This window comes from Rhodovulum sp. PH10 (assembly GCF_000293785.1).
Lineage (GTDB): Bacteria > Pseudomonadota > Alphaproteobacteria > Rhizobiales > Xanthobacteraceae > Rhodoplanes.
Window position 1 is genome coordinate 1 of sequence record NZ_AKZI01000039.1, and the last position, 20527, is coordinate 20527.

General features: G+C 69.9%; 17 protein-coding genes. 11 read left to right on the forward strand and 6 right to left on the reverse strand.

Going from position 1 to position 20527, the window contains the following annotated elements; all coding sequences use genetic code 11:
* Window positions 1-247 precede the first annotated feature (247 nt).
* On the forward strand, window positions 248-1306 hold the full coding sequence (locus A33M_RS07910) for a polysaccharide deacetylase family protein (protein WP_008385523.1): 1059 nt from the start codon (window positions 248-250) through the stop codon (window positions 1304-1306).
* Between the two features lie 47 nt (window positions 1307-1353).
* Here the strand turns inward: A33M_RS07910 and A33M_RS07915 are convergent, their stop codons facing one another.
* Window positions 1354-1563 (reverse strand): DUF2842 domain-containing protein, encoded by a 210-nt coding sequence (locus A33M_RS07915; protein ID WP_008385525.1) that lies wholly within the window; start codon window positions 1561-1563, stop codon window positions 1354-1356.
* 180 nt (window positions 1564-1743) lie between these two features.
* On the opposite strand from A33M_RS07915, the gene A33M_RS07920 reads away from it, so the two are divergent.
* Window positions 1744-2817 carry a COX15/CtaA family protein gene (locus tag A33M_RS07920; protein WP_008385527.1) on the forward strand — a complete coding sequence of 358 codons (1074 nt, stop codon included), beginning with the start codon at window positions 1744-1746 and terminating at the stop codon, window positions 2815-2817.
* 91 nt (window positions 2818-2908) lie between these two features.
* Here the strand turns inward: A33M_RS07920 and A33M_RS22240 are convergent, their stop codons facing one another.
* A complete protein-coding gene (locus tag A33M_RS22240; protein WP_008385529.1) occupies window positions 2909-3478 on the reverse strand; it encodes a hypothetical protein in 570 nt (189 codons plus the stop codon).
* A gap of 276 nt (window positions 3479-3754) precedes the next feature.
* Complete coding sequence (locus A33M_RS07930) at window positions 3755-5392, reverse strand: acyl-CoA dehydrogenase family protein (protein WP_008385531.1); 1638 nt, start codon at window positions 5390-5392, stop codon at window positions 3755-3757.
* A 249-nt stretch (window positions 5393-5641) separates the two neighbouring features.
* Here A33M_RS07930 and A33M_RS07935 point away from each other — a divergent pair, with 249 nt between their 5' ends.
* The 5 genes from A33M_RS07935 (at window position 5642) to dprA (ending at window position 10889) form a co-directional block, all read left to right on the forward strand.
* Window positions 5642-6595 (forward strand): aspartate carbamoyltransferase catalytic subunit, encoded by a 954-nt coding sequence (locus A33M_RS07935; protein WP_008385534.1) that lies wholly within the window; start codon window positions 5642-5644, stop codon window positions 6593-6595.
* A 53-nt stretch (window positions 6596-6648) separates the two neighbouring features.
* Window positions 6649-7950: a dihydroorotase gene (locus A33M_RS07940; protein ID WP_008385536.1), complete on the forward strand. Its 1302-nt coding sequence runs from the start codon at window positions 6649-6651 to the stop codon at window positions 7948-7950.
* Window positions 7951-8224: 274 nt separating this feature from the next.
* Window positions 8225-8878, forward strand: a complete 654-nt coding sequence (plsY, locus tag A33M_RS07945) for a glycerol-3-phosphate 1-O-acyltransferase PlsY (protein WP_040619700.1) — start codon at window positions 8225-8227, stop codon at window positions 8876-8878.
* 262 nt (window positions 8879-9140) lie between these two features.
* Window positions 9141-9674, forward strand: coding sequence for a hypothetical protein (locus tag A33M_RS07950; protein ID WP_008385541.1), 534 nt, complete (start codon window positions 9141-9143; stop codon window positions 9672-9674).
* Window positions 9675-9752: 78 nt separating this feature from the next.
* Complete coding sequence (dprA, locus tag A33M_RS07955; protein WP_040619701.1) at window positions 9753-10889, forward strand: DNA-processing protein DprA; 1137 nt, start codon at window positions 9753-9755, stop codon at window positions 10887-10889.
* Window positions 10890-10918: 29 nt separating this feature from the next.
* Here dprA and A33M_RS07960 read toward each other — a convergent pair whose 3' ends face one another.
* Window positions 10919-11131: a hypothetical protein gene (locus A33M_RS07960; RefSeq protein ID WP_157223377.1), complete on the reverse strand. Its 213-nt coding sequence runs from the start codon at window positions 11129-11131 to the stop codon at window positions 10919-10921.
* Between the two features lie 253 nt (window positions 11132-11384).
* On the opposite strand from A33M_RS07960, the gene topA reads away from it, so the two are divergent.
* The 4 genes from topA to rpmG all read left to right on the forward strand — a co-directional run bounded on the left by topA (window position 11385) and on the right by rpmG (window position 17769).
* On the forward strand, window positions 11385-14162 hold the full coding sequence (gene topA / locus A33M_RS07965; protein WP_008385546.1) for a type I DNA topoisomerase: 2778 nt from the start codon (window positions 11385-11387) through the stop codon (window positions 14160-14162).
* A 116-nt stretch (window positions 14163-14278) separates the two neighbouring features.
* Window positions 14279-16537 (forward strand): ribonuclease R, encoded by a 2259-nt coding sequence (rnr, locus tag A33M_RS07970; protein ID WP_008385547.1) that lies wholly within the window; start codon window positions 14279-14281, stop codon window positions 16535-16537.
* 38 nt (window positions 16538-16575) lie between these two features.
* Window positions 16576-17469, forward strand: a complete 894-nt coding sequence (locus A33M_RS07975) for an NUDIX hydrolase (RefSeq protein ID WP_008385548.1) — start codon at window positions 16576-16578, stop codon at window positions 17467-17469.
* A gap of 132 nt (window positions 17470-17601) precedes the next feature.
* On the forward strand, window positions 17602-17769 hold the full coding sequence (rpmG, locus tag A33M_RS07980; RefSeq protein WP_008385549.1) for a 50S ribosomal protein L33: 168 nt from the start codon (window positions 17602-17604) through the stop codon (window positions 17767-17769).
* Between the two features lie 779 nt (window positions 17770-18548).
* On the opposite strand, the gene A33M_RS07985 is transcribed toward rpmG, so the two are convergent.
* Window positions 18549-19925, reverse strand: a complete 1377-nt coding sequence (locus tag A33M_RS07985; protein ID WP_008385551.1) for a PleD family two-component system response regulator — start codon at window positions 19923-19925, stop codon at window positions 18549-18551.
* Between the two features lie 15 nt (window positions 19926-19940).
* Window positions 19941-20306: a response regulator gene (locus A33M_RS07990; protein ID WP_040619703.1), complete on the reverse strand. Its 366-nt coding sequence runs from the start codon at window positions 20304-20306 to the stop codon at window positions 19941-19943.
* Window positions 20307-20527: the final 221 nt, after the last annotated feature.

Below are 20527 nucleotides of genomic sequence, written 5' to 3' on the forward strand. Positions count from 1 at the left end.
ACTGGTGGCCAAAATCCATCACTCGGAACTGATCACCCGAATCCGGTATTACACGTAACCGAATCTCAACGAAGCCCGCCTAGCGTCGGCCCCCGACGGCGCCGGCCATGCGATTCCAGACGATGCGCGATCGGCGCCCGGCCGGTGTCGGGACGGCGGGGTTCCTCTCTCGTTCTCTTGGCGGCTCCGGGATCACGGCACATCATGCGCCAGGCGATGTGTCTCCGCATTCCGATGGACGCAGGACGTGTACCAGTTGAAGCGAGCCATCATCCGATCCGGCCTCGAGGCCCTGTACTTCTCCGGCGCCCACCGTCTGATGGAGCCGTTCGTCGGCGGCGTCGGTGCGATTCTGGTGCTGCACCACGTGCGGCCGGCGCGCTCCGACGGCTTTCAGCCGAACCGGCTGCTCGAGATCACCCCGACCTTTCTCGAGGCGGTGATCGCCCGGCTGAAAGCCAAGGACGTCGACTTCGTCACGCTGGACGAGGTGCGCCGCCGCCTGCAGGAGCAGGATTTCCGCCGCCGCTTCGTCACCTTCACCTTCGACGACGGTTATCGCGACAACAAGGAGTGGGCCTATCCCATCCTCAAGCGGCACGGCATCCCGTTCGCGATCTACGTGCCGACCAGCTTCCCCGACCGGCTCGGCGAGCTGTGGTGGGCGGCGCTCGAGGCGGTGGTGGCGCGCAACGCCAGCATCGCCCTCACCATGAACGGCCGCGACTGCCGCATCGAGAGCGGCACGCGCGGCGAGAAGTTCGCCGCCTTCGAGCTCCTGTACCGCTGGCTGCGGGGTATGCCGAGCGACCACGACATGCTCGACGCGGTGCGCGACCTGACCACCCGCTACGGGGTCGATGTCGGCGCGATCTGCGACGAGCTGTGCATGAGCTGGGAGGAGCTGTCCGAGATCGCCGCCGATCCGCTGGTGACGATCGGCGCCCACACGGTCAATCACGTGATGCTCGCCAAGGCGTGCGACACCGTCGCCCGCTCCGAGCTGAGGATGGGCCGCGCCGTGCTCGAGGCCGCGCTCGGCCGCACGCCGCACCACCTCGCCTATCCCTATGGTGACGCCACCGCCGCCGGCCCGCGCGAGTTCGCGATCGCAGCCGAGCTCGGCTTCCGCACCGCCGTGACCACCCGCCCCGGCGTGCTGTTCCCCGAGCACGGCACGACGCTGACCGCGCTGCCGCGCATCTCGATCAACGGCGAGTTCCAGCGCGAGCGCTATATCGACGTGCTGCTGTCGGGCGCCGGCACCGCCCTGTGGAACGGCTTGCGCCGCCTGCGGGTGGCGTGACCCCGTCCGACGCGGCGCCGGACGGCACCGCGACGAACGGACGCCGCTCAGGAGTGCCGCGGCCCGCGCGCCATGTAGCCGACGATCGGCATCGCGAACGGCAGCCAGCCGACCCCGGCGATCACATAATAGGCGCCGCGCACCAGCCAATTCTCCGAGGCGAGCACGAAATATCCGGCGCCGAGCGCCAGAAATCCCCAAATGAAGAACAGAGCGAGCATCCACAGGATGCCGACGAACAGGCGGCCGCTGGCCATGGCCGAAATCCGGGTTGAGCGTTGCCGTTGACCGGCCACCTCTATATGGTCCGGGCGGGCTCGCGCAAGCGGTCGGGCGGCGAAAGACCGCGACCGAGCCGCCACGACCTCGGCTCCATCGTCCCCTCGTCCCGTCGCTCGCTAGTCCCCGTCGTCCCGTCGCAAAAGTTGGACCGCGCCGTGCCCGAGAGAAACACCCGTCCGCTCCGCCTGTGGCTCTGGCTGGTGGCGGCGCTGGTGTTCGCCACGGTGATCGTCGGCGGCGCGACGCGGCTCACCGAGTCGGGCCTGTCGATCGTCGAGTGGAAGCCGATCACCGGCGCGCTGCCGCCGCTCACGGACACCGCCTGGCAGGCCGAGTTCGACAAGTACAAGACCATCCCGCAATACGAGCTGCTCAATCGCGGCATGAGCGTCGGCGAGTTCAAGACGATCTATCTGTGGGAGTGGAGCCACCGCAACGTCGCGCGGCTGGTCGGCATCGTGTTCCTTCTACCGTTCCTGTGGTTCCTGTGGCGCGGCGCGATCGGCCCGGGTTTGCGCGGCGGGCTCGCGACGATCTTTGCGCTCGGCGCGGTGCAGGCGGGCGTCGGCTGGTGGATGGTCAGCTCCGGACTCGGCCAGGGCATCGCCGTGTCACATTATCGGCTCGCCTTCCATCTCACGCTGGCGTGCCTGATCTATGCGGTGCTGGTGTGGACGGCGTCGCGGCTCGGCGCCGTGCGCGGCGCTGCGGTGGCGCTTCGGCTGCGCGTCGGCGCGGTGGTGATGGCGGCGCTGACGCTCGTGCAGATCTATTTCGGTGCGCTGGTCGCCGGCCTGCGGGCCGGGCTCGCCTTCGACACCTGGCCGCTGATGGAAGGCCGCTTCGTCCCGCCCGCGCACGATCTCTTCTTCGCGAGCCCGGCCTGGACCAACTTCTTCGAGAACACGCTGACGGTGCAGTTCACCCACCGGATGGTCGGCTACACGCTGGCGCTGGTCGCGCTCGGCCATCTGATCGACGTCGTGATCACGACGCGGCGCGGCGACGGGGCCCGGCTCGGCGCGGTGGCGATCGTGCTGGCGATCGGCGTGCAGATCGCCATCGGCGTGCTGACGCTGCTTCATCACGTGCCGATCCCGCTCGCGTTGCTGCATCAGGGAACGGCGCTGGTGGTGCTCACGCTCGCCGTGCTGCACGCCGAGCGGCTCACCCGGCCTGCCACCCGCGTCGCGGCCGCAGAGCCGGACCTCGTGCTGTCGGTGCGGTAAAAGAAACCGGGAAGGCGGCATCACGACGCACGAAGGGCGGGCCAAGAGCCCGCCCTTCGCGTTCAGTGGTCGATCGGTCTGATCGTCTGGATCAGTACGGCAGGACGGTGCCCTGGGTGCCGTACTGGCCGGAGATGTCGGCGAGGCCCTGGTCCTTCTTGCGGGTGCCGCAGGCGCCGACATAGCCGTAGCCCTTGTTCATGTTGGTCGACACCCAGCAGCCGCCGGCCATCGGCATGCCGTCATAGGCGCCCGCCGCCGCATAGCCGCCACCGGCATATTCGGGAGCCGACGCGTAGGCGCCGTACCCGGCCGGCTGATAGCCCCAGCCGGTCGACGCCGGCCGATAGAGATTGGTGTAACCGCCGGTGAGCGGGCTCAGCGCGAGGCCGGTCGCGGCACCCGCAACACCGAGGCCGGTGTTCACCGCGGCCCCGGCGACGCCGAGACCGAGACCGACCGCACCCGCCGCGACGTGACCGGCACCACGCACCGGATTGCCCCAATCGGAGCGGTAGCCGGGGTGATACTGCGCGCTGGCGGCATGCGGATGGACGACGACCTTCTGGCGACGCGGCTGCGCGTCCGACGGGCTGGTGAGCGACATCGCGAGCGCCCCTGCGAGACCGGCGGCCATGGCGAAATGGATCGTCTTGTTCATCGTGTTCGACTCCTCTGGATGACCCGGGAGCTCGTCCCCTTCGCCCTGGCCGGCCGAACGCCGATCGTGCTGGGCCGGAGACGCGGCATCCGTCGAGGGATGCGTCCTCGGGTGGACCGTTGCGTGGGGTCCTCGCCGCCTCAACCGGCGTCGCGGCGATCGGTTCCGCTCCGCGACAATTGGATGACGGCATCAATTATCGAGCGAAACCAAGGAACTTTCGCGCTGCAGCAGTAGCACGGGTCGGAGCGGCGTCGGCGCCCGCGCCGTCCCGTCTCACTCGGGCAGCACGCGCTCGAGCAAGCGGTCGATCTCGGCGATCGACAGGGGCCGGGTGCCGTAGGTGAAGGTCGCGGGCCCGGCGAGGCGGGTGCGGGCAAAGGTCTCGGCGACCGGCGAGCCGCCGCTTCGCAGCGCCGCGGCGCAGGCGAGCAGCGCCAGCCGCTCGACCGCGCGCCGCGCCACCCGCTCGGGCTCGGGATGGTCGATCGCCTCGCGCACCGCCGCCACCGCCTCGTCGGCGCCGGCGAGGTCGCCCGCCTCCGCCGCCAGCGCCGCCACCACGCCGAGCACCGCCTCGCGCTCGCGGGCGAGAATGCGCAGCACGTCGAGGCAGACGACGTTGCCCGAGCCCTCCCAGATCGCATTGACCGGCGCCTCGCGATAAAGGCGCGGCAGCACGCCGTCCTCGATGAAGCCGTTGCCGCCGAGGCACTCCATCGCCTCGGCGATCAGCGCCGGCGCGATCTTGGCAACCTGATATTTCGCCACCGGCGTCAGCAGGCGGGCGCGCAGGCGCTCGTGCGGGTCGGCGGCGGCGAGATCGAGCGAGCGGGCGAGCCGCATCACCAGCGCCACCGCCGCCTCGACGTCGAGCGCGAGATCGGCCAGCACCGCGCGCATCATCGGCTGGGCGATCAGATTCTTGCCGAACACGATGCGGTGGCGGGCGTGATGCAGCGCGCGGTCGAGCGCGGCGCGCATCAGCCCGGCGGAGGAGACCGCGCAGTCGAGCCGGCCGAGCTGCACCATCTCCATCGCGAGCCGCACCCCCCGCCCCTCCTCGCCGAGCAGCCAGCCGAAGGCGCCGCGCAGCTCCATCTCGACCGAGGCGTTGGAGCGGTTGCCGAGCTTGTTCTTGGTGCGCACGTATTGAAGCGCGTTGACCTCGCCGTCCGGGCGGAAGCGTGGCACCAGGAAGCACGACGGCCCCGCCTCGCTCTGCGCCAGCACCACGAAGGCGTCGCTCATCGGCGCCGACACGAACCATTTCTGGCCGGTGATCGAAAAGCCGTCCTCGCACGGCTCCGCCCGCGTCACCGCCACCCGCACGTCGGTGCCGGCCTGCCGCTCGGTCAAGGCCATGCCGAGCGTCATGCCGAATTTTTCCTCCCAGGGGCGGAAGCTCGGGTCGTAGTGGCGGGTCACCACCTTGCGGATCATCGCCGCCGCGGCGCCGTTGCCGGCGGTCAGCGGCGCCACCGCCGCGTGCGTGGTGATGATCGGGCAGAGATGGCCGTTCTCCACTTGAGCGACCATGTAGCAACGGGCGGCGCGGGCGACATTGGCGGGCGGCTCGGCGCGGCCCCCGTCCGGCGTCCAGCTCGACGAGTGCAGGCTGGCGCCGACGCTCTCCTTGAGGAGATGATGATAGGACGGGTGGTACTCCACGAGGTCGCGGCGGAACCCCTTGGCGTCGTACGCCTCGAGGCGCGGCGGGTTCTCGTTGGCGAGCCGCGCGTGGTCGGCCATCTCGGCCGCCCCCCAGCGCCGGCCGAACGCGGCGAGCAGCCGCGTCTCCGCCTCGCTGTCGACCCCGTTCGCCGCCACCGCCTCGCGCAGTGGCCGGTCGGTCTCGTAGAGGTCGACGTCCACGAAGGCGGGCGATTGGTTGAAACGGTCCGTCTCGGCCATGGCAATGTCACCCCGAAGCAATGTCGCCCGAGAACGCTACCACCGGACGGCCGTCCGGTGTGCGTTCGAAAACAAAACGCGCTGTCGACGAGAAGCGGCCGACCCCGGAAAACGGAACACCGTTTCACGGGCGTCGCCCCGCAAGGCAAATCCGATGCCGGCAGCCGTGCGGCCGGCTGGGGACAATCCCCCGCGCCGTGAACGAGGCGCTTGCTGCTCCTACCAAACCCTCCTATACGGTGCGCTTCGATGAATGTCGCTCCAAAACCCGCCTTCGTCCTCAGGCAGCGTCATCTGCTGGGCATCGAAGGCCTCTCGTGCGAGGAGATCGTAGGTCTCCTCGATCTCGCGGAAGAATTCGTCGAGCTCAACCGGCAGGTCGAGAAGAAGCGGACGTCCCTACGCGGACGCACGCAGATCAACCTGTTCTTCGAGGCCTCGACCCGCACCCAGAGCTCCTTCGAGCTCGCCGGCAAGCGCCTCGGCGCCGACGTGATGAACATGGCCGTCCAGGCCTCCTCGATCCGCAAGGGCGAGACCCTGGTCGACACCGCCATCACGCTCAACGCCATGCACCCCGACATCTTGGTCGTGCGGCACCACGCCTCCGGCGCGGTGCGGCTCCTGGCCAACAAGGTCGGCTGCTCGGTGGTCAATGCCGGCGACGGGGCGCACGAGCACCCGACCCAGGCCCTGCTCGACGCATTGACCATGCGCCGCAACAAGGGCCGCATCGAGGGGCTCACCGTCGCCATCTGCGGCGACATCCTGCATTCGCGGGTGGCCCGCTCCAACATCATCCTGCTGAACGCGCTCGATGCGCGGGTGCGGGTGATCGGCCCCTCGACCCTGCTGCCGCCGGGCATCGAGCGGTTCGGCGTGGAGGTTTTTCGCGACATGCGCGAGGGCCTCCGCAACGCCGACATCGTGATGATGCTGCGCCTGCAGCGCGAGCGGATGAGCGGCTCCTACATCCCCTCGACCCAGGAATACTTCGCCTATTACGGGCTGGACGAGAAGAAGCTCGGCTACGCCAAGCCGGACGCGCTCGTGATGCATCCCGGGCCGATGAACCGCGGCGTCGAGATCAACTCCACCGTCGCCGACGGCACCCGCTCGCTGATCCGCGAGCAGGTCGAGATGGGCGTCGCGGTGCGCATGGCGGTCCTCGACTCGCTGTCGCGCAACCTTCCGAATGCCTGAGGAGGTACGGGCGCCCGCGCGCGGCGCCCGTCTCCGTACCGGGGCCATCTGACATGCTTTCCGAACGCCGCCCGATCCTGCTCACCAACGCCCGCGTGATCGATCCCTCGCGCGACCTCGATCTCCCCGCCGACGTGCTGCTCGCCGACGGTTCGGTGCGCGAGATCAAGCGCGGAATCGGTGCCGGCGGGGTGCCGGAAGGCACCGAGGTGATCGACTGCACCGGCAAGGTGGTGGCGCCTGGCCTGATCGACATGCGCGCCTTCATCGGCGAGCCCGGCGCCGAGCACCGAGAAACCTTCGCCTCGGCGAGCCACGCGGCGGCGGCCGGCGGCGTCACCACCATCATCTGCCAGCCCGACACCCATCCGCCGATCGACGAACCCGCCACCGTCGACTTCGTGCTGCGCCGTGCCCGCGACACCGCGATCGTCCGCGTGCATCCGATGGCGGCCCTCACCAAGCGGCTCGAGGGCAAGGAGATGACCGAGATCGGCCTCCTCAAGGCCGCCGGCGCGGTCGCCTTCACCGACGGCGCGAAGAGCGTCACCAACGCCAATCTGATGCGCCGCGCGCTGACCTATGCCCGCGACTTCGATGCGCTGATCGTCCACCACACCGAGGACCCCGATCTGGTCGCCGACGGCGTGATGAACGAGGGCGAGTTCGCCGCGAGGCTCGGCCTTCTCGGCATCCCGACCACCGCCGAGACCATCATGCTCGCGCGCGACGTACGGCTCGTCGAGCTCGCCCAGTCGCGCTACCACGCGGCCTCCCTCACCTGCGCGGAATCGCTGACCGTGCTCGCGCGCGCGAAAGAAGCGGGGCTGGCGGTGACCGCCTCGGCCTCGATCAACCATCTCACGCTCAACGAGATGGACGTCGGCTGGTACCGCACCTTCTGCAAGGTGTCGCCGCCGCTGCGCGGCGAGGACGACCGCAAGGCCTTGGTCGAAGCGCTGCGCACCGGGCTGATCGACGTCGTGATGTCCGACCACGACCCGCAGGACGTCGAGACCAAGCGGCTGCCGTTCTCCGAGGCCGAGCCCGGCGCGATCGGCATCGAGACCATGCTGGTCGCGGGCTTGCGGCTCGTCCATTCCGGCGACGTGCCGCTGACGACGCTGCTCAAGGCGATGTCGACCCGCCCGGCCGAGCTTCTGGGGCTGCCCGGCGGCACCCTCAAGCCCGGCGCGCCGGCCGACGTGATCGTGCTCGATCTCGACGCGCCTTGGGTGCTCGACCGCGAGGACTTGAAGTCCAAGAGCAAGAACTCGCCGTTCGACGAGGCCCGCCTCACCGGCCGGGTGGTGCGCACCATCGTCGGCGGCCGCACCGCCTTCGAGTGGGTGTGAGGCGCGCTCGCCGGGCGCGAGCCCACTGTCCCGCCATCGGGGCACCGAGAGGTCCCGACCGCCCTTTTCGACATCAGCGCCCCGCTCGGGCGCGGTTTCGCGCGGAACGCGTGGAGAAGGACACCGCGTGCGTTGCCGCGCGCGTGGTGTGCGGGTAGGTTCACGCCGCCGCGGCGCCGTCCGCCGCGACTACCAGACAAATCCGCGCGGACTGCCGGCCGTCCGTGGCGGTGCTGCTTTTTCCGCCGGACCGCCCCGCGTCGAGGCCCGCACGATGACGATCTGGTCCCTCTGGTCCGTGGCCGCCCTTGTGGCCGGCTATCTGCTCGGATCGATCCCGTTCGGCCTCCTGTTCACCCGGCTCGCCGGGGCGGGCGACATCCGCACCATCGGCTCGGGCAATATCGGCGCGACCAACGTGCTGCGCACCGGCCGCAAGGGCATCGCCGCGCTCACGCTGCTGTGCGACCTCCTGAAGGGCACCGCCGCCGTGCTGCTGGCGAAATGGCTCGGCCCCGGCCCCGACCCGGCATTCGCCGGCGGCCTCGATCTCGCAGCCCTCGCCGCCGGGCTCGGCGCCTTTCTCGGCCACTGCTTTCCGGTGTGGCTCAAATTCCGCGGCGGCAAGGGCGTCGCCACCTTCATCGGCGTGCTCCTCGGCTTCTCGGTGCCGATCGCGGCCGGCTTCGGCGTCACCTGGCTCGCGGTCGCCGCCCTCACCCGCTACTCCTCGGTCGCCGGCCTGTCGGCCGCGACGGTGAGCCCGCTGCTGTTGTGGGCGACCGGCGCCGACGGCCCGGCGCTCCTGTTCGCCCTGATGGCGGCGGTCACCTGGGCGAAGCACGCCGGCAACCTGAAGCGTCTGATCGCCGGCACCGAGACCAAGATCGGCAAGGGCTCCGCCGCACGATCCGCCGACCCCGGCTGACGCATCCTTCGAAACGCAATCGTCGTCGCCGATGCCGCGCCACGGCCGGATTCCGCGCGCATCGCGACGACGTCGTGCCGGCGTCGGCGGCGGCGCCGCACGGTAGGAAGGCACGGCTTTGGCTACAACCAATGAATGAGACTAATATTACTCGACTAGTCGACCTGTCCGTAGGCCCGGATTATCACCTCGTGCGCAATCTGTACGGTGTGCCGCATTTCCGAGAACCGCGGCAGCGTGTTGCATTGCAGGGTGAGACTCCATGTGGGACGTCGACACGATCGCTGCTCTCTTCCCCGATTTCATGCGTGACCTACCGATCACCACCGCGCTGGTCGCACCGGACGGAACCATCGTCCAGGTCGACGTGGCGTGGCGCGCCTTCGCCGCCGAGAACGGCCTGCCCGACCCGGATGCCGAGCTGGGCAAGAACTATTTCTCGGTCTGCCCGCCCGATCTGCGCCGAAAGCTCGGCGAGGTGGTCGACGGCGCGCGACCCGATCTGTCGCTGGTCTATGCCTGCCACGCGCCGAAGGAGGCGCGCTGGATGGCGCTGGTCGCGGTGCCGCTGGCGCTGAAGGCGCCGAGCCCGTTCCTCACCATGCATTTCGACATGACCCGGCTGCTGCCGCCGACCGCCGTGAAGGCGACGGGGACCGCCGAGCGGCTGCCGCCGATGCCGCGCGAGACCGCCGAGACGATCGCCCGGATGCTCGAGCAGACCACGCTCTACGCGGTGTCGCTCGCCCGCATTCGGCTCGTCGACGCCGCCTCCGCCACTTGGGACGACCGCTGAGGCGAACGTCGGCGCCCTCTCGCGAAATACGCGACACCGTGTCACGATACCACCCGCGAACCAAGCGGGCGGGTGCCGATGCGGCTCACGGACGACCAAAAACTCGACTGGCTGCGGCTGATCCGCAGCGAGAATGTCGGTCCGCGCACGTTTCGGATGCTGCTCAACCGGTTCGGCGGCGCCCGGGCGGCGCTCGCGGCGCTGCCCGAGCTCGCCCGCCGCGGCGGCGCGCTGCGGCCGATCGCGGTCGCCTCGCTCGCCGAGGCCGAGCGGGAATTCGCCGCCGCCCGGCGGTTCGGCGTCGCCCTCGTCGCGCTCGGCGAGCCGGAATACCCGACCGCGCTGCAGGCGATCGACGATCCGCCGCCGATCCTCGCGGTGCGCGGCACGCCGGCGCTGCTCGCCGAGCCGATGGTCGGCATGGTCGGCGCCCGCAACGCCTCCGCGGCCGGGCTGATGTTCGCCGAAAAGGTCGCCCGCGCGCTCGGCGAGGCGGGGTTCGTCGTGGTGTCGGGGCTCGCCCGCGGCATCGACGGCGCCGCCCATCGCGGCAGCCTCGCCCGCGGCACGGTGGCGGTGCTCGCCGGCGGGCAGGACCGCCCCTACCCGCCCGAGCACGCCGAGCTGTTGGAGGCGATCGCCGACGCCGGCACGGTGGTGTCGGAAATGCCGATGGGCTGGATTCCGCGCGGGCGCGACTTTCCCCGCCGCAACCGGATCATCGCCGGCCTCGCGCTCGGCGTGGTGGTGGTCGAGGCGGCGCGCCGCTCCGGCTCGCTGATCACCGCCCGCCGCGCCCTCGAATACGGCCGCGAGGTGTTTTCGGTACCCGGCTTCCCGCTCGATCCGCGCACCGAGGGCAGCAACGACCTGCTCAAGCAGGGCGCCACCCTGGTGACCCGCGCGGCCGACGTGATCGCCGTGCTCGAGCCGATGGTCGGCCGGCCGTTCGACCGACCGCGCGACGTCCCGCTCGACGAGCCTCGGCCGATCGCGCTGCCCGACGCCGGCCCCGACGGGCTGCCCGATGCGGGCACCCGCGACGGCATCACCGCACTCCTGGGGCCGACGCCGGTCGCGGTCGACGACCTCATCCGCTGGTCCGGCGCGACGCCCGACACCGTGCTGACGACGCTGCTCGAGCTGGAGCTCGCCGGCCGGCTCGACCGCCAGCGCGGCGGGCGCGTCGCCCTCCTGCAGGCGACGCTTCTGTAGCCTGAGGCGATATCGGCCGCCCGGGGCGGTCACTCCCCGCGCGGCTTCCCGTTGACCCGCCCGCCTTCGGGGCGCACACCGCTCGCCTGCTCCGCCTCGCAGCGCGCCATGTCGAGGATGTAGCCGAGGGTCGCCAGGCCGTGACGCCGGGCGATCCGTCCGAGATCGGCCGACAAGGCCGCGATGTACTCGGCCGCGGCATGCGCATCCGGGATGTCGTCGACGTGGGGTCGCTCCGCCATGAGCATCGTGCACCTTCGCTCGGACACGCCGCGCACCCGGACGGTGCCGACGTCTCCGAATACCCGGAATACGATATCCTGGATTGACCGCGGAGATAAACACAACTTTTGATACGCATCGCAGGTGTACTACCGGCGCGCTCCAGCCCCGATTTGACACCTGCCCCCCGCTTAACCATTTTCCCCGGGCGCGCACGCCGGCTCCCTTCGGGGCCGCGCCGGCCCGCGGGTTTCCGGCCAAGCAAGGCACCTCATGAACGTCGTCGTCGTCGAATCGCCGGCCAAGGCGAAGACCATCAACAAGTATCTCGGCCACGGTTACGAGGTCCTCGCCTCCTTCGGGCACGTGCGCGACCTGCCGCCCAAGGACGGCTCGGTCGATCCCGAGGCAGACTTCCGGATGGTCTGGGAGGTGGAGGGCAAGGCGCAGAAGCGGATCGCCGACATCGCCCGCGCGGTCGCCAAGGCCGACAAGCTCATTCTCGCCACCGACCCGGATCGCGAGGGCGAGGCGATCTCGTGGCACCTGCTCGAAGCGTTGCGCGAGAAACGCGCGCTGTCGCCGGACAAGCGGATCGAGCGGGTGGTGTTCAACGCGATCACCAAGCAGGCCGTCACCGAGGCGATGAAGAACCCGCGGGTGATCGACCAGGCCTTGGTCGACGCCTATCTCGCCCGCCGCGCGCTCGACTATCTGGTCGGCTTCACGCTGTCGCCGGTGCTGTGGCGAAAGCTGCCGGGCGCGCGGTCGGCCGGCCGCGTGCAGTCGGTGGCGCTGCGGCTCGTGTGCGACCGCGAGCTCGAGATCGAGAAATTCGTCACCCAGGAATACTGGTCGCTGGTGGCGACGCTGGCGACGCCGCGCCACGACAATTTCCAGGCCCGCCTGGTCGGCGCCGACGGCAAGAAGATCACCCGGCTCGACATCGGCAGTGGTGCAGAGGCCGATGCCTTCAAGCAGGCGCTCGAGGCCGCGCGCTACAGCGTGGCAAACGTCGAGGCTCGCCCGACCCGGCGCAACCCGCAGCCGCCCTTCACCACCTCGACGCTGCAGCAGGAGGCGAGCCGCAAGCTCGGCTTCGCACCGGCGCACACGATGCGAATTGCGCAGCGGCTCTACGAGGGCATCGACATCGGCGGCGAGACGGTCGGCCTGATCACCTATATGCGAACCGACGGCGTGCAGATGGCACCGGAGGCGATCAGCGCGATCCGTAGCGTGGTGCGCGCCGACTACGGCGACCGCTACCTGCCGTCCTCGCCGCGCCACTATCAGACCAAGGCGAAGAACGCCCAGGAGGCGCACGAGGCGATCCGCCCGACCGAGATGACGCGCCGGCCGCGCGACATCGTGAAGAAGCTCGAGCCCGACCAGGCAAAGCTCTACGAGCTGATCTATGTCCGTGCGGTGGCGAGCCAGATGGAATCGGCCGAGCTCGAGCGCACCACCGTCGACATCACCGCGAACGCCGGCGGCCGCACGCTCGATCTGCGCGCGACCGGCAGCGTGATCACCTTCGACGGCTTCCTCGCGCTCTACCAGGAAGGGCAGGACGAGGCCGCCGAGGACGAGGAGAGCCGCCGCCTGCCGCAGATGAGCACCGGCGAGCCCTTGACCAAGCAGTCGCTCGACGTGACGCAGCACTTCACCGAGCCGCCGCCGCGCTACTCCGAAGCCTCGCTCGTCAAGCGGATGGAGGAGCTCGGCATCGGCCGGCCGTCGACCTATGCCTCGATCCTCCAGGTGCTCAAGGACCGCAACTATGTGCGGCTCGAGAAGCGCCGGCTGATCCCGGAGGATCGCGGCCGCATCGTCGTGGCGTTCCTGGAGAGCTTCTTCGCCCGCTACGTCGAGTACGACTTCACCGCCGATCTCGAGGAGCAGCTCGACCGCGTCTCCAACAACGAGATGGAGTGGCACGAGCTGATGCGCCGCTTCTGGCACGGCTTTGCCGGCGCGGTGGAGGAGATCAAGGACCTCAAGATCTCCGACGTCATCGACGCGCTCGACGCGATGCTGGCGCCGCATCTCTTCCCGGCGCGCGAGGACGGCACCGATCCGCGGGTCTGCACCACCTGCGGCACCGGCCGCCTGTCGCTCAAGCTCGGCCGCTACGGCGCCTTCATCGGCTGCTCGAACTATCCCGAGTGCCGCTACACCCGGCCGTTCTCGCTCGGCGCCGACGGCGGCGCGGAGGTCGAGGACAAGGTGCTCGGCCAGGACCCGGAGACCGGCCTCGACGTGACGCTGAAGAACGGCCGGTTCGGCCCGTATCTCCAGCTCGGCGAGGCGAACGGCAGCGACAAGCCGAAGCGCGCCGGTTTGCCCAAGGGCACCGATCCCTCCACCGTCGACCTCGACATGGCGCTCGGGCTGTTGTCGCTGCCGCGCGAGGTCGGCAAGCATCCGGAGGACGGCGAGCCGATCGTCGCCGGCATCGGCCGGTTCGGCGCCTATGTGCAGCACGGAAAGACCTACGCCAATCTCGAGCCGGGCGACGAGGTGCTTGCCATCGGCCTCAACCGGGCGGTGACGCTGCTCGCGGAGAAGATCGCCAAGGGCGGAAAGGGCCGGCGGTTCGGCGGTGATCCCGGCCGCGCGCTCGGCGACCATCCCGAAAAGGGCGGGTCGATCGTGGTGAAGGCCGGCCGCTACGGACCCTATGTCAGCCACGACGGCATCAACGCGACGCTGCCGAAGGACAAGACGCCGGAGACCATCACGCTCGACGAGGCGGTGGCGCTGATCGCCGCGCGGGCGGAAAAGACCGGCGGGGCGAAGCGCAAGGCCCCCGCCCGGGCGAAGAAGGCGGCCAAGGCCGAGGGCGACGACGCCGGCAGCGAGGCCGCGACCAAGCGCGCCGCCGGCAAGGCGGCGGGCAAGAAGGCGGGCTCGAAAACCGGCGTCAAGGGCTCGGCCAAGGCGGCCAAGGGAACCGCGAAGGCCGCGTCCAAGACCACCACCAAGAGTACCGGGAAGGCCGCAGCGAAGCCGAAGGCGAGCAAGGCCGCCACCGCCGACTCGGAGTGAGCGACGGTTCGGCCGGCGCTCTCCGATCGAACGAGTGGCTCGCCGCTGGCGGAATCCGCCGGCGCCGCTTACCTTGACGGCATGACCCTCCCCACCCGCTTTGCCCGGACCTCGCCGTGACGCCGAAACACAAGCCCGGGCCGGTGGTCCCCTCCAAGGACGAGCTGGTCGCCTACATCAAGTCGCAGCACGACAAGGTCGGCATCCGCGAGATCGCCCGTGCGTACGGCCTCAAGAACGAGAACCGCGCGGTCCTGAAGACGCTGCTGCGCGAGCTCGCCGACGAGGGCAAGATCGCCCGGCGCAAGAAGTCGATGCACAAGGCGGCCGGCCTGCCGCCGGTGGTGCTGGCCGACGTGACGACCCGCGACGCCGACGGCGAGCTGATCGCGGTGCCGGCCGACTGGGACGAGGACGAGCGCGGCGCGCCGCCGAAAATCCGCGTGGTGGTGCCGCGCCGGGCGCGGCCGGGCGAAATCCCCGGCGTCGGCGACCGGGCACTGCTGCGCACCGAGGAGGTGCCGGAACCGGACGAGGACGGCATTCGCTTCCGCGGGCGGCCGATAAAAGTGCTCGACAAGGCGCGCCACCGGGTGCTCGGCATTTTTCGGGCATTGCCGGACGGCTCCGGCCGGCTGGTGCCGGTCGACAAGAAGAGCCTCGGCCGCGAGCTGACGATCCGCTCGGGCGACACCGGCGACGCGACCGAGGGCGACCTCGTCGCGGTCGACGTCGCCCGTGGCCGGTTCGGCCAGGCGACCGGCAAGGTGAAGGAGCGGCTCGGGTCGCTCGCCAGCGAGCGCGCCGTCAGCCTGATCGCGATCCACGCCCACGGCATCCCGCACGTCTTTTCCCGCGAGGTGTTGACGGAGGCCGACTCGGCGAAGCCAGCGACGCTCGCCGGCCGCGAGGACTGGCGCGAGGTGCCGTTCGTCACCATCGATCCGGCCGACGCCAAGGACCACGACGACGCGGTCTTCGCCCGCCCCGACAGCGACCCCGAAAACCCCGGCGGCTTCGTGATCGACGTGGCGATCGCCGACGTCGCGGCCTATGTGCGGCCGGGCACGGCGATGGACCGCGAGGCGCTGGAGCGCGGCAACTCGGTCTATTTCCCGGACCGGGTGGTGCCGATGCTGCCCGAGAGAATCTCCAACGACCTGTGCTCGCTGCGCCCGCAGGAGGACCGCCCGGCGCTGGTCGCCCGCATGGTGATCGGCGCCGACGGCGTGAAGCGCCGCCACACCTTCCACCGGGTGCTGATGCGCTCGGTCGCCCGCCTCCATTACGCGCAGGCGCAGGCGGCCGCCGACGGCCATGCCGACGACACCACCGCCCCCCTGCTGTCCCTGGTGCTGGAGCCGCTCTACGCCGCCTACGAGGCCTTGAAGCGCGCGCGAAACGCCCGCTCGCCGCTCGACCTCGACCTGCCCGAGCGAAAGATTTTGCTGAAGCCCGACTTCACGGTCGACCGGGTGATCGTGCCGCAGCGGCTGGAGGCGCACCGGCTGATCGAGGAGTACATGATCCTCGCCAACGTCGCCGCCGCCGAGACGCTGGAGCGCGCCCGCACGCCGCTGATCTATCGGGTCCACGACGAGCCCGGCCTCGAGAAGCTCAACGCGCTGCGCGAGTTCCTGAAAACGATCGACATCTCGTTGCAGAAATCCGGCGCGCTGCGCCCCGCCCAGTTCAACGGCATTCTCTCTCGCGTAAAGGGGCGGGAATACGAGACACTGGTCAACGAGGTGGTGCTGCGCAGCCAGGCGCAGGCCGAGTACGCCTCCGAGAATTACGGGCATTTCGGGCTCAATCTGCGCCGCTACGCCCATTTCACCTCGCCGATCCGCCGCTATGCCGACCTCGTCGTGCATCGCGCGCTGATCACCGCGAAGAAGCTCGGGCGCGACGGGCTGCCGGACGGCACCGACGCGATCGCGCTCGGCGAGGTCGCGGCGCGCATCTCGGCGGCCGAGCGGCGCGCGATGGCGGCCGAGCGGGAGACCGTCGACCGGCTGATCGCCCACCATCTCGCCGACCGCATCGGCGCGACCTTTCAGGGCCATGTCGGCGGGGTGGTGCGCTCCGGCCTGTTCGTGAAGCTCGACGACACCGGGGCGGACGGCTTCGTGCCGGCCTCGACGCTCGGGCGCGACTTCTACCGCTACGAGGAGGCGCAGCACGCGCTGATCGGCGAGGCGACCGGCGAGAGCTGGCGGCTCGGCGATCCGGTCACGGTGAAGCTGGTCGAGGCCGCCCCGGTGGCCGGCGCGCTGCGATTCGAGATAGTCTCGGACGGCCGCATCGTGCCGCGGCCCAAGGGCGCCCGGCACGAGCGCCCCCGCAGCTTCGGGCGGGGCGGACGACGGCGGTGACGCCGACGGGAGAACGAAGCCGACGGGGGGAGACGCGAATGGCCGGCGACGCGGACACGGTGCTCTACGACGAGCCGGCGATCACGCTGTCGCTGGTCGGCGACGCGCCGATGGCGCTCGCCGAGCGTTTGACCGAGCACCTCAACGAGTTCGACCGGGTGATGACCTGGCCGAACGTCGTTCCGAAGGACGCGGCGACCCTGATTTTGATCGACCGCACCGGCCCGGCCCCGAAGGTCCTTCTCGGCCGCCGGCACGCGAACCTCAAATTCATGGCGGGCAAGTTCGTGTTTCCGGGCGGCCGCGTCGAGGTGGCCGACCGTGGGATACCGGCGGCGAGCGAGCTCGACCCGGCGATCGCCGCGCGGCTGATGCTCGCCACCGCCCGCCCGAGCCCGGCCAAGGCACGCGCCTTCGCGATCGCCGCGGTGCGGGAAACCTTCGAGGAGACCGGGCTGATGCTCGGCCGGCCCGGCGGCGCGCGGCCGCCTGCCGCCGCCGCTCTCGAGATCGCTGCCCCGGCCTCCCCCTCCCCGGCTGCCGATGCCGCCTCGCCCGCTCCCGCCTCCCCGGCGGCGGTCGCCGCCTGGCCCGCTTTTGCCGCCGCCGGCGTCTCGCCCGACCTCGCGAGCCTGCAGTTCATCGCCCGCGCGGTGACGCCGCCGCGCCGGCCGCGCCGGTTCGACGCCCGCTTCTTCGCGGTCGACGCGCAGGCGATCGCCGGCCGGGTGGACGGCATCGTCGGCCCCGATTCGGAGCTGGTCGAGCTGGTCTGGATGACGCTGAAGGACGCCGAAAGCCTCGACCTTCCGCCGATCACCAAGGCGGTGGTGGCCGAGCTGGACCACCGCATCGCGCAAGGTTTCGCGCCCGAGCTGCCGATTCCGTTCTATCGCTGGGTCCGCGGCCGGTTCGTGCGCGCACTGCTGTGACGCCTCCGCCGGCCGCCGTTCGCGCATGCCCGGCCAAATCCCCGCCGGGGTCGGCACTTTCTTGACTTTTCGCGCCTTCCCACTAGGTTGCGCGCAACTCGAACGCCCTGAACGAATTCCGAAGGACGCCCCATGGCGAAGGCAGTCACCATCAAGGTCAAGCTCGTGTCGAGCGCCGACACCGGCTATTTCTACGTGGCCAAGAAGAACTCGCGCACCCAGACCGAGAAGATGGTCAAGAAGAAATACGACCCGGTCGCGAAGAAGCACGTCGAGTTCCGCGAAGCCAAGATCAAGTGATCGGCGCCGCGTGATCGGTTCCGTGTGATCGGCGGCTCCGCCGATCGTTCGCTTCGTCCGGGCCACCATAGACTTCCGTTCGAATGCCGCACTCTCGCCCTGCACGGGCAACGGCTCGTGCATGCGGGAGCGTGATCGTCTGTGCGCCCGTGCTCGGTTGCAGGTCCCGTCCGCAGTCGAATCGGTGCGCGCCGCGCGGGGCCACGAGTCGGGCGGCGAGCCGGAAGACGAAGACGGCGGAAGACGGAACGAGGAGAGCCGGGCGTCACCGCATCGCGGCGACCGTTCGTGCTGCGGCGCGACAGCGCGACGCGGCGCGACAGCGCGACGCGGCGACCGGCCTTCCCCCGCGACAGACCGTGTCAGGTGACCGGCAGCAAGTGGGGAAGCATCCGGGAAACGGCGGCCCGAAAAAAGAAATGGCCGGCCGGGAGCGGTGTCTTGAGGAGGCCACTCTCACCGCTCACCGGCCGGCCGAACCCCACGGCGCTACAGGAGATGCGGCGGACCTGAGCACTCCGTAGGGCAACCTGCTCTCGCCGGGCGGGAGACGATGGTGTCTCGTACCTCCGACGAGCAAGTTCGTGCCGAATCTACCTCGAGCCGCCAAGAAATCAACTACACGGGCTCGTGTATGTGACGTCATTTGACGTCAACATGAAACATTAAGGTTAATTCGCCGTGCCCAGAGGCGGCTAACCCCGGCGATCCCGCCCGGTTACCCCTCTCGGATACCACGAACCGGAACAGCGCGACGCCGATTCGACTCGCGATTCGACTCAGGCGGCGGCGGATACCACCCGATTCCGCCCTTCCCGCTTGGCGCGGTAGAGCGCCTCGTCGGCGCGCTTGAGCACCTTGGCCGGCGTGTCGTCGGGGGCGACGAGGCCGGTCATGCCGATCGAGATCGTCACCTCGACCGAGCGGCCGCTCGCATGGATCAGGAACGGCTCGGAGGCGATCCGCCGGCGCAGCCGCTCGGCCACCTTGGCCGCCGTGCCCATGTCGGTGTCCGGCATCACGATGACGAACTCCTCGCCGCCGTAGCGGCAGGCGAGATCGATCCCGCGAATCGACTTGCGCATCCGGGTGGCGAACTCGCGCAGCACGTCGTCGCCCGCGTCGTGGCCGTGGGTGTCGTTGATCGCCTTGAAGAAGTCGATGTCCAGCACCATCACCGCCAGCGGTTTTCCGCGCGAGGCCGCCTGATCCACCAGGGTGGCGACGTGGGTCTCCATGTAGCGGCGATTGTGCAGCCCGGTGAGCGCATCGGTGATCGCCAGCTCGATCGAGTGCTGCACGTTGTCGCGCAGCCGCTCGGTGAAGCGCTTCTTGCGCACCTGGGTGCGGGCGCGCGCCAACAGCTCGTTCTTGTCGATCGGCCGGAAGACGTAGTCGTTGACGCCGATTTCGAGCCCGCGGGTGAGCTTGGCGCTGTCCTCCTCGGGGTCGGCCAGCGCGAGGATCGGCACCGTGCGGGTGCGGTCGAGCGAGCGCAGCTGGCTGCACAGCCGCAGCCCGTCGAAGCCTTCGAGGCCGAGCGAGACGACGATCATGTCGTATTCGCCGTCGGCGGCACGGAACAGCGCCTCCGCCGCGTCGGTCTCCACCTCCACCGTGTGGTCGGCCGACAGCATGGTGCCGATCCGCTCGTAGGAGGACGGCCGGTCGTCGACCAGCAGCACCCGCCCTGCCCGGCCGGTGTCGGCAATCGCTTCCAGCACCGGGTTCTCGATGCCGATCTCCTTGGAGGTGAGCGCGCGCATGCGCAGCTCGTCGGTCATCATCTTCAGCCGCACCAGCGAGCGCACCCGCGCGAGGAGCGCGATGTCCGACACCGGTTTCGTGAGAAAATCGTCGGCCCCGGCTTCCAGCCCGCGCACCCGGTCGGCCGCCTGGTCGAGCGCCGTCACCATCACCACCGGGATGTGGTGGGTCGCCGGGTTCGATTTCAGGCGGCGGCACACCTCGAAGCCGTCCATGTCCGGCATCATCACGTCGAGCAGCACGATGTCGCACTGCGCGCGCTCGCACACCGTCAGCGCCTCCGCCCCCGACAGCGCCGTCACGACGTCGAAATACTCGGCCGAGAGCCGCGCTTCGAGCAGCTTCACATTGGCGAGCACGTCGTCGACGACGAGGATGCGGGCGGTCATCGGAGGCCTCTCGAGCTAGCCCAGGAAGTGGCGAATGGTCTCGATGAACTTGCCGACCGAGATCGGCTTCGACAGATACGCCTCGCAGCCGCCCTCGCGGATGCGTTCCTCGTCGCCCTTCATCGCGAAGGCGGTGACGGCCACCACCGGGATCGCCTTGAGCTCCGGATCGTCCTTCAGCCAGCGGGTGACGTCGAGACCCGACACCTCCGGCAGCTGAATGTCCATCAGGATCAGGTCCGGCCGGTGCTGACGCGCGAGGTCGAGCGCCTCGTTGCCGTTGCGCGTGCCGACCGTACGGTATCCGTGCGCCTCCAAAAGATCGTGGAAGAGCTTCATGTTCAGCTCGTTGTCTTCCACGATCAGGACGGTTTTCGCCATCCCATCCCCCTGCGGCACGTGTTTCGTGCCGATCATCCACACCACGCCACTCGGCCTTAACGCCTACAGTCTAGACGATATTCCTTACACAAACGCAAACGTCGTTCGCATCACAACGATTTGTTAAGTATAGCGAAACAAGGGCGGAACGGAGACCGTCGGGCGTCGCCCGCAGCGTGCGCGGCGCGACTCGCGTAAGCTCCGGCGGACCGCCCCGGAGA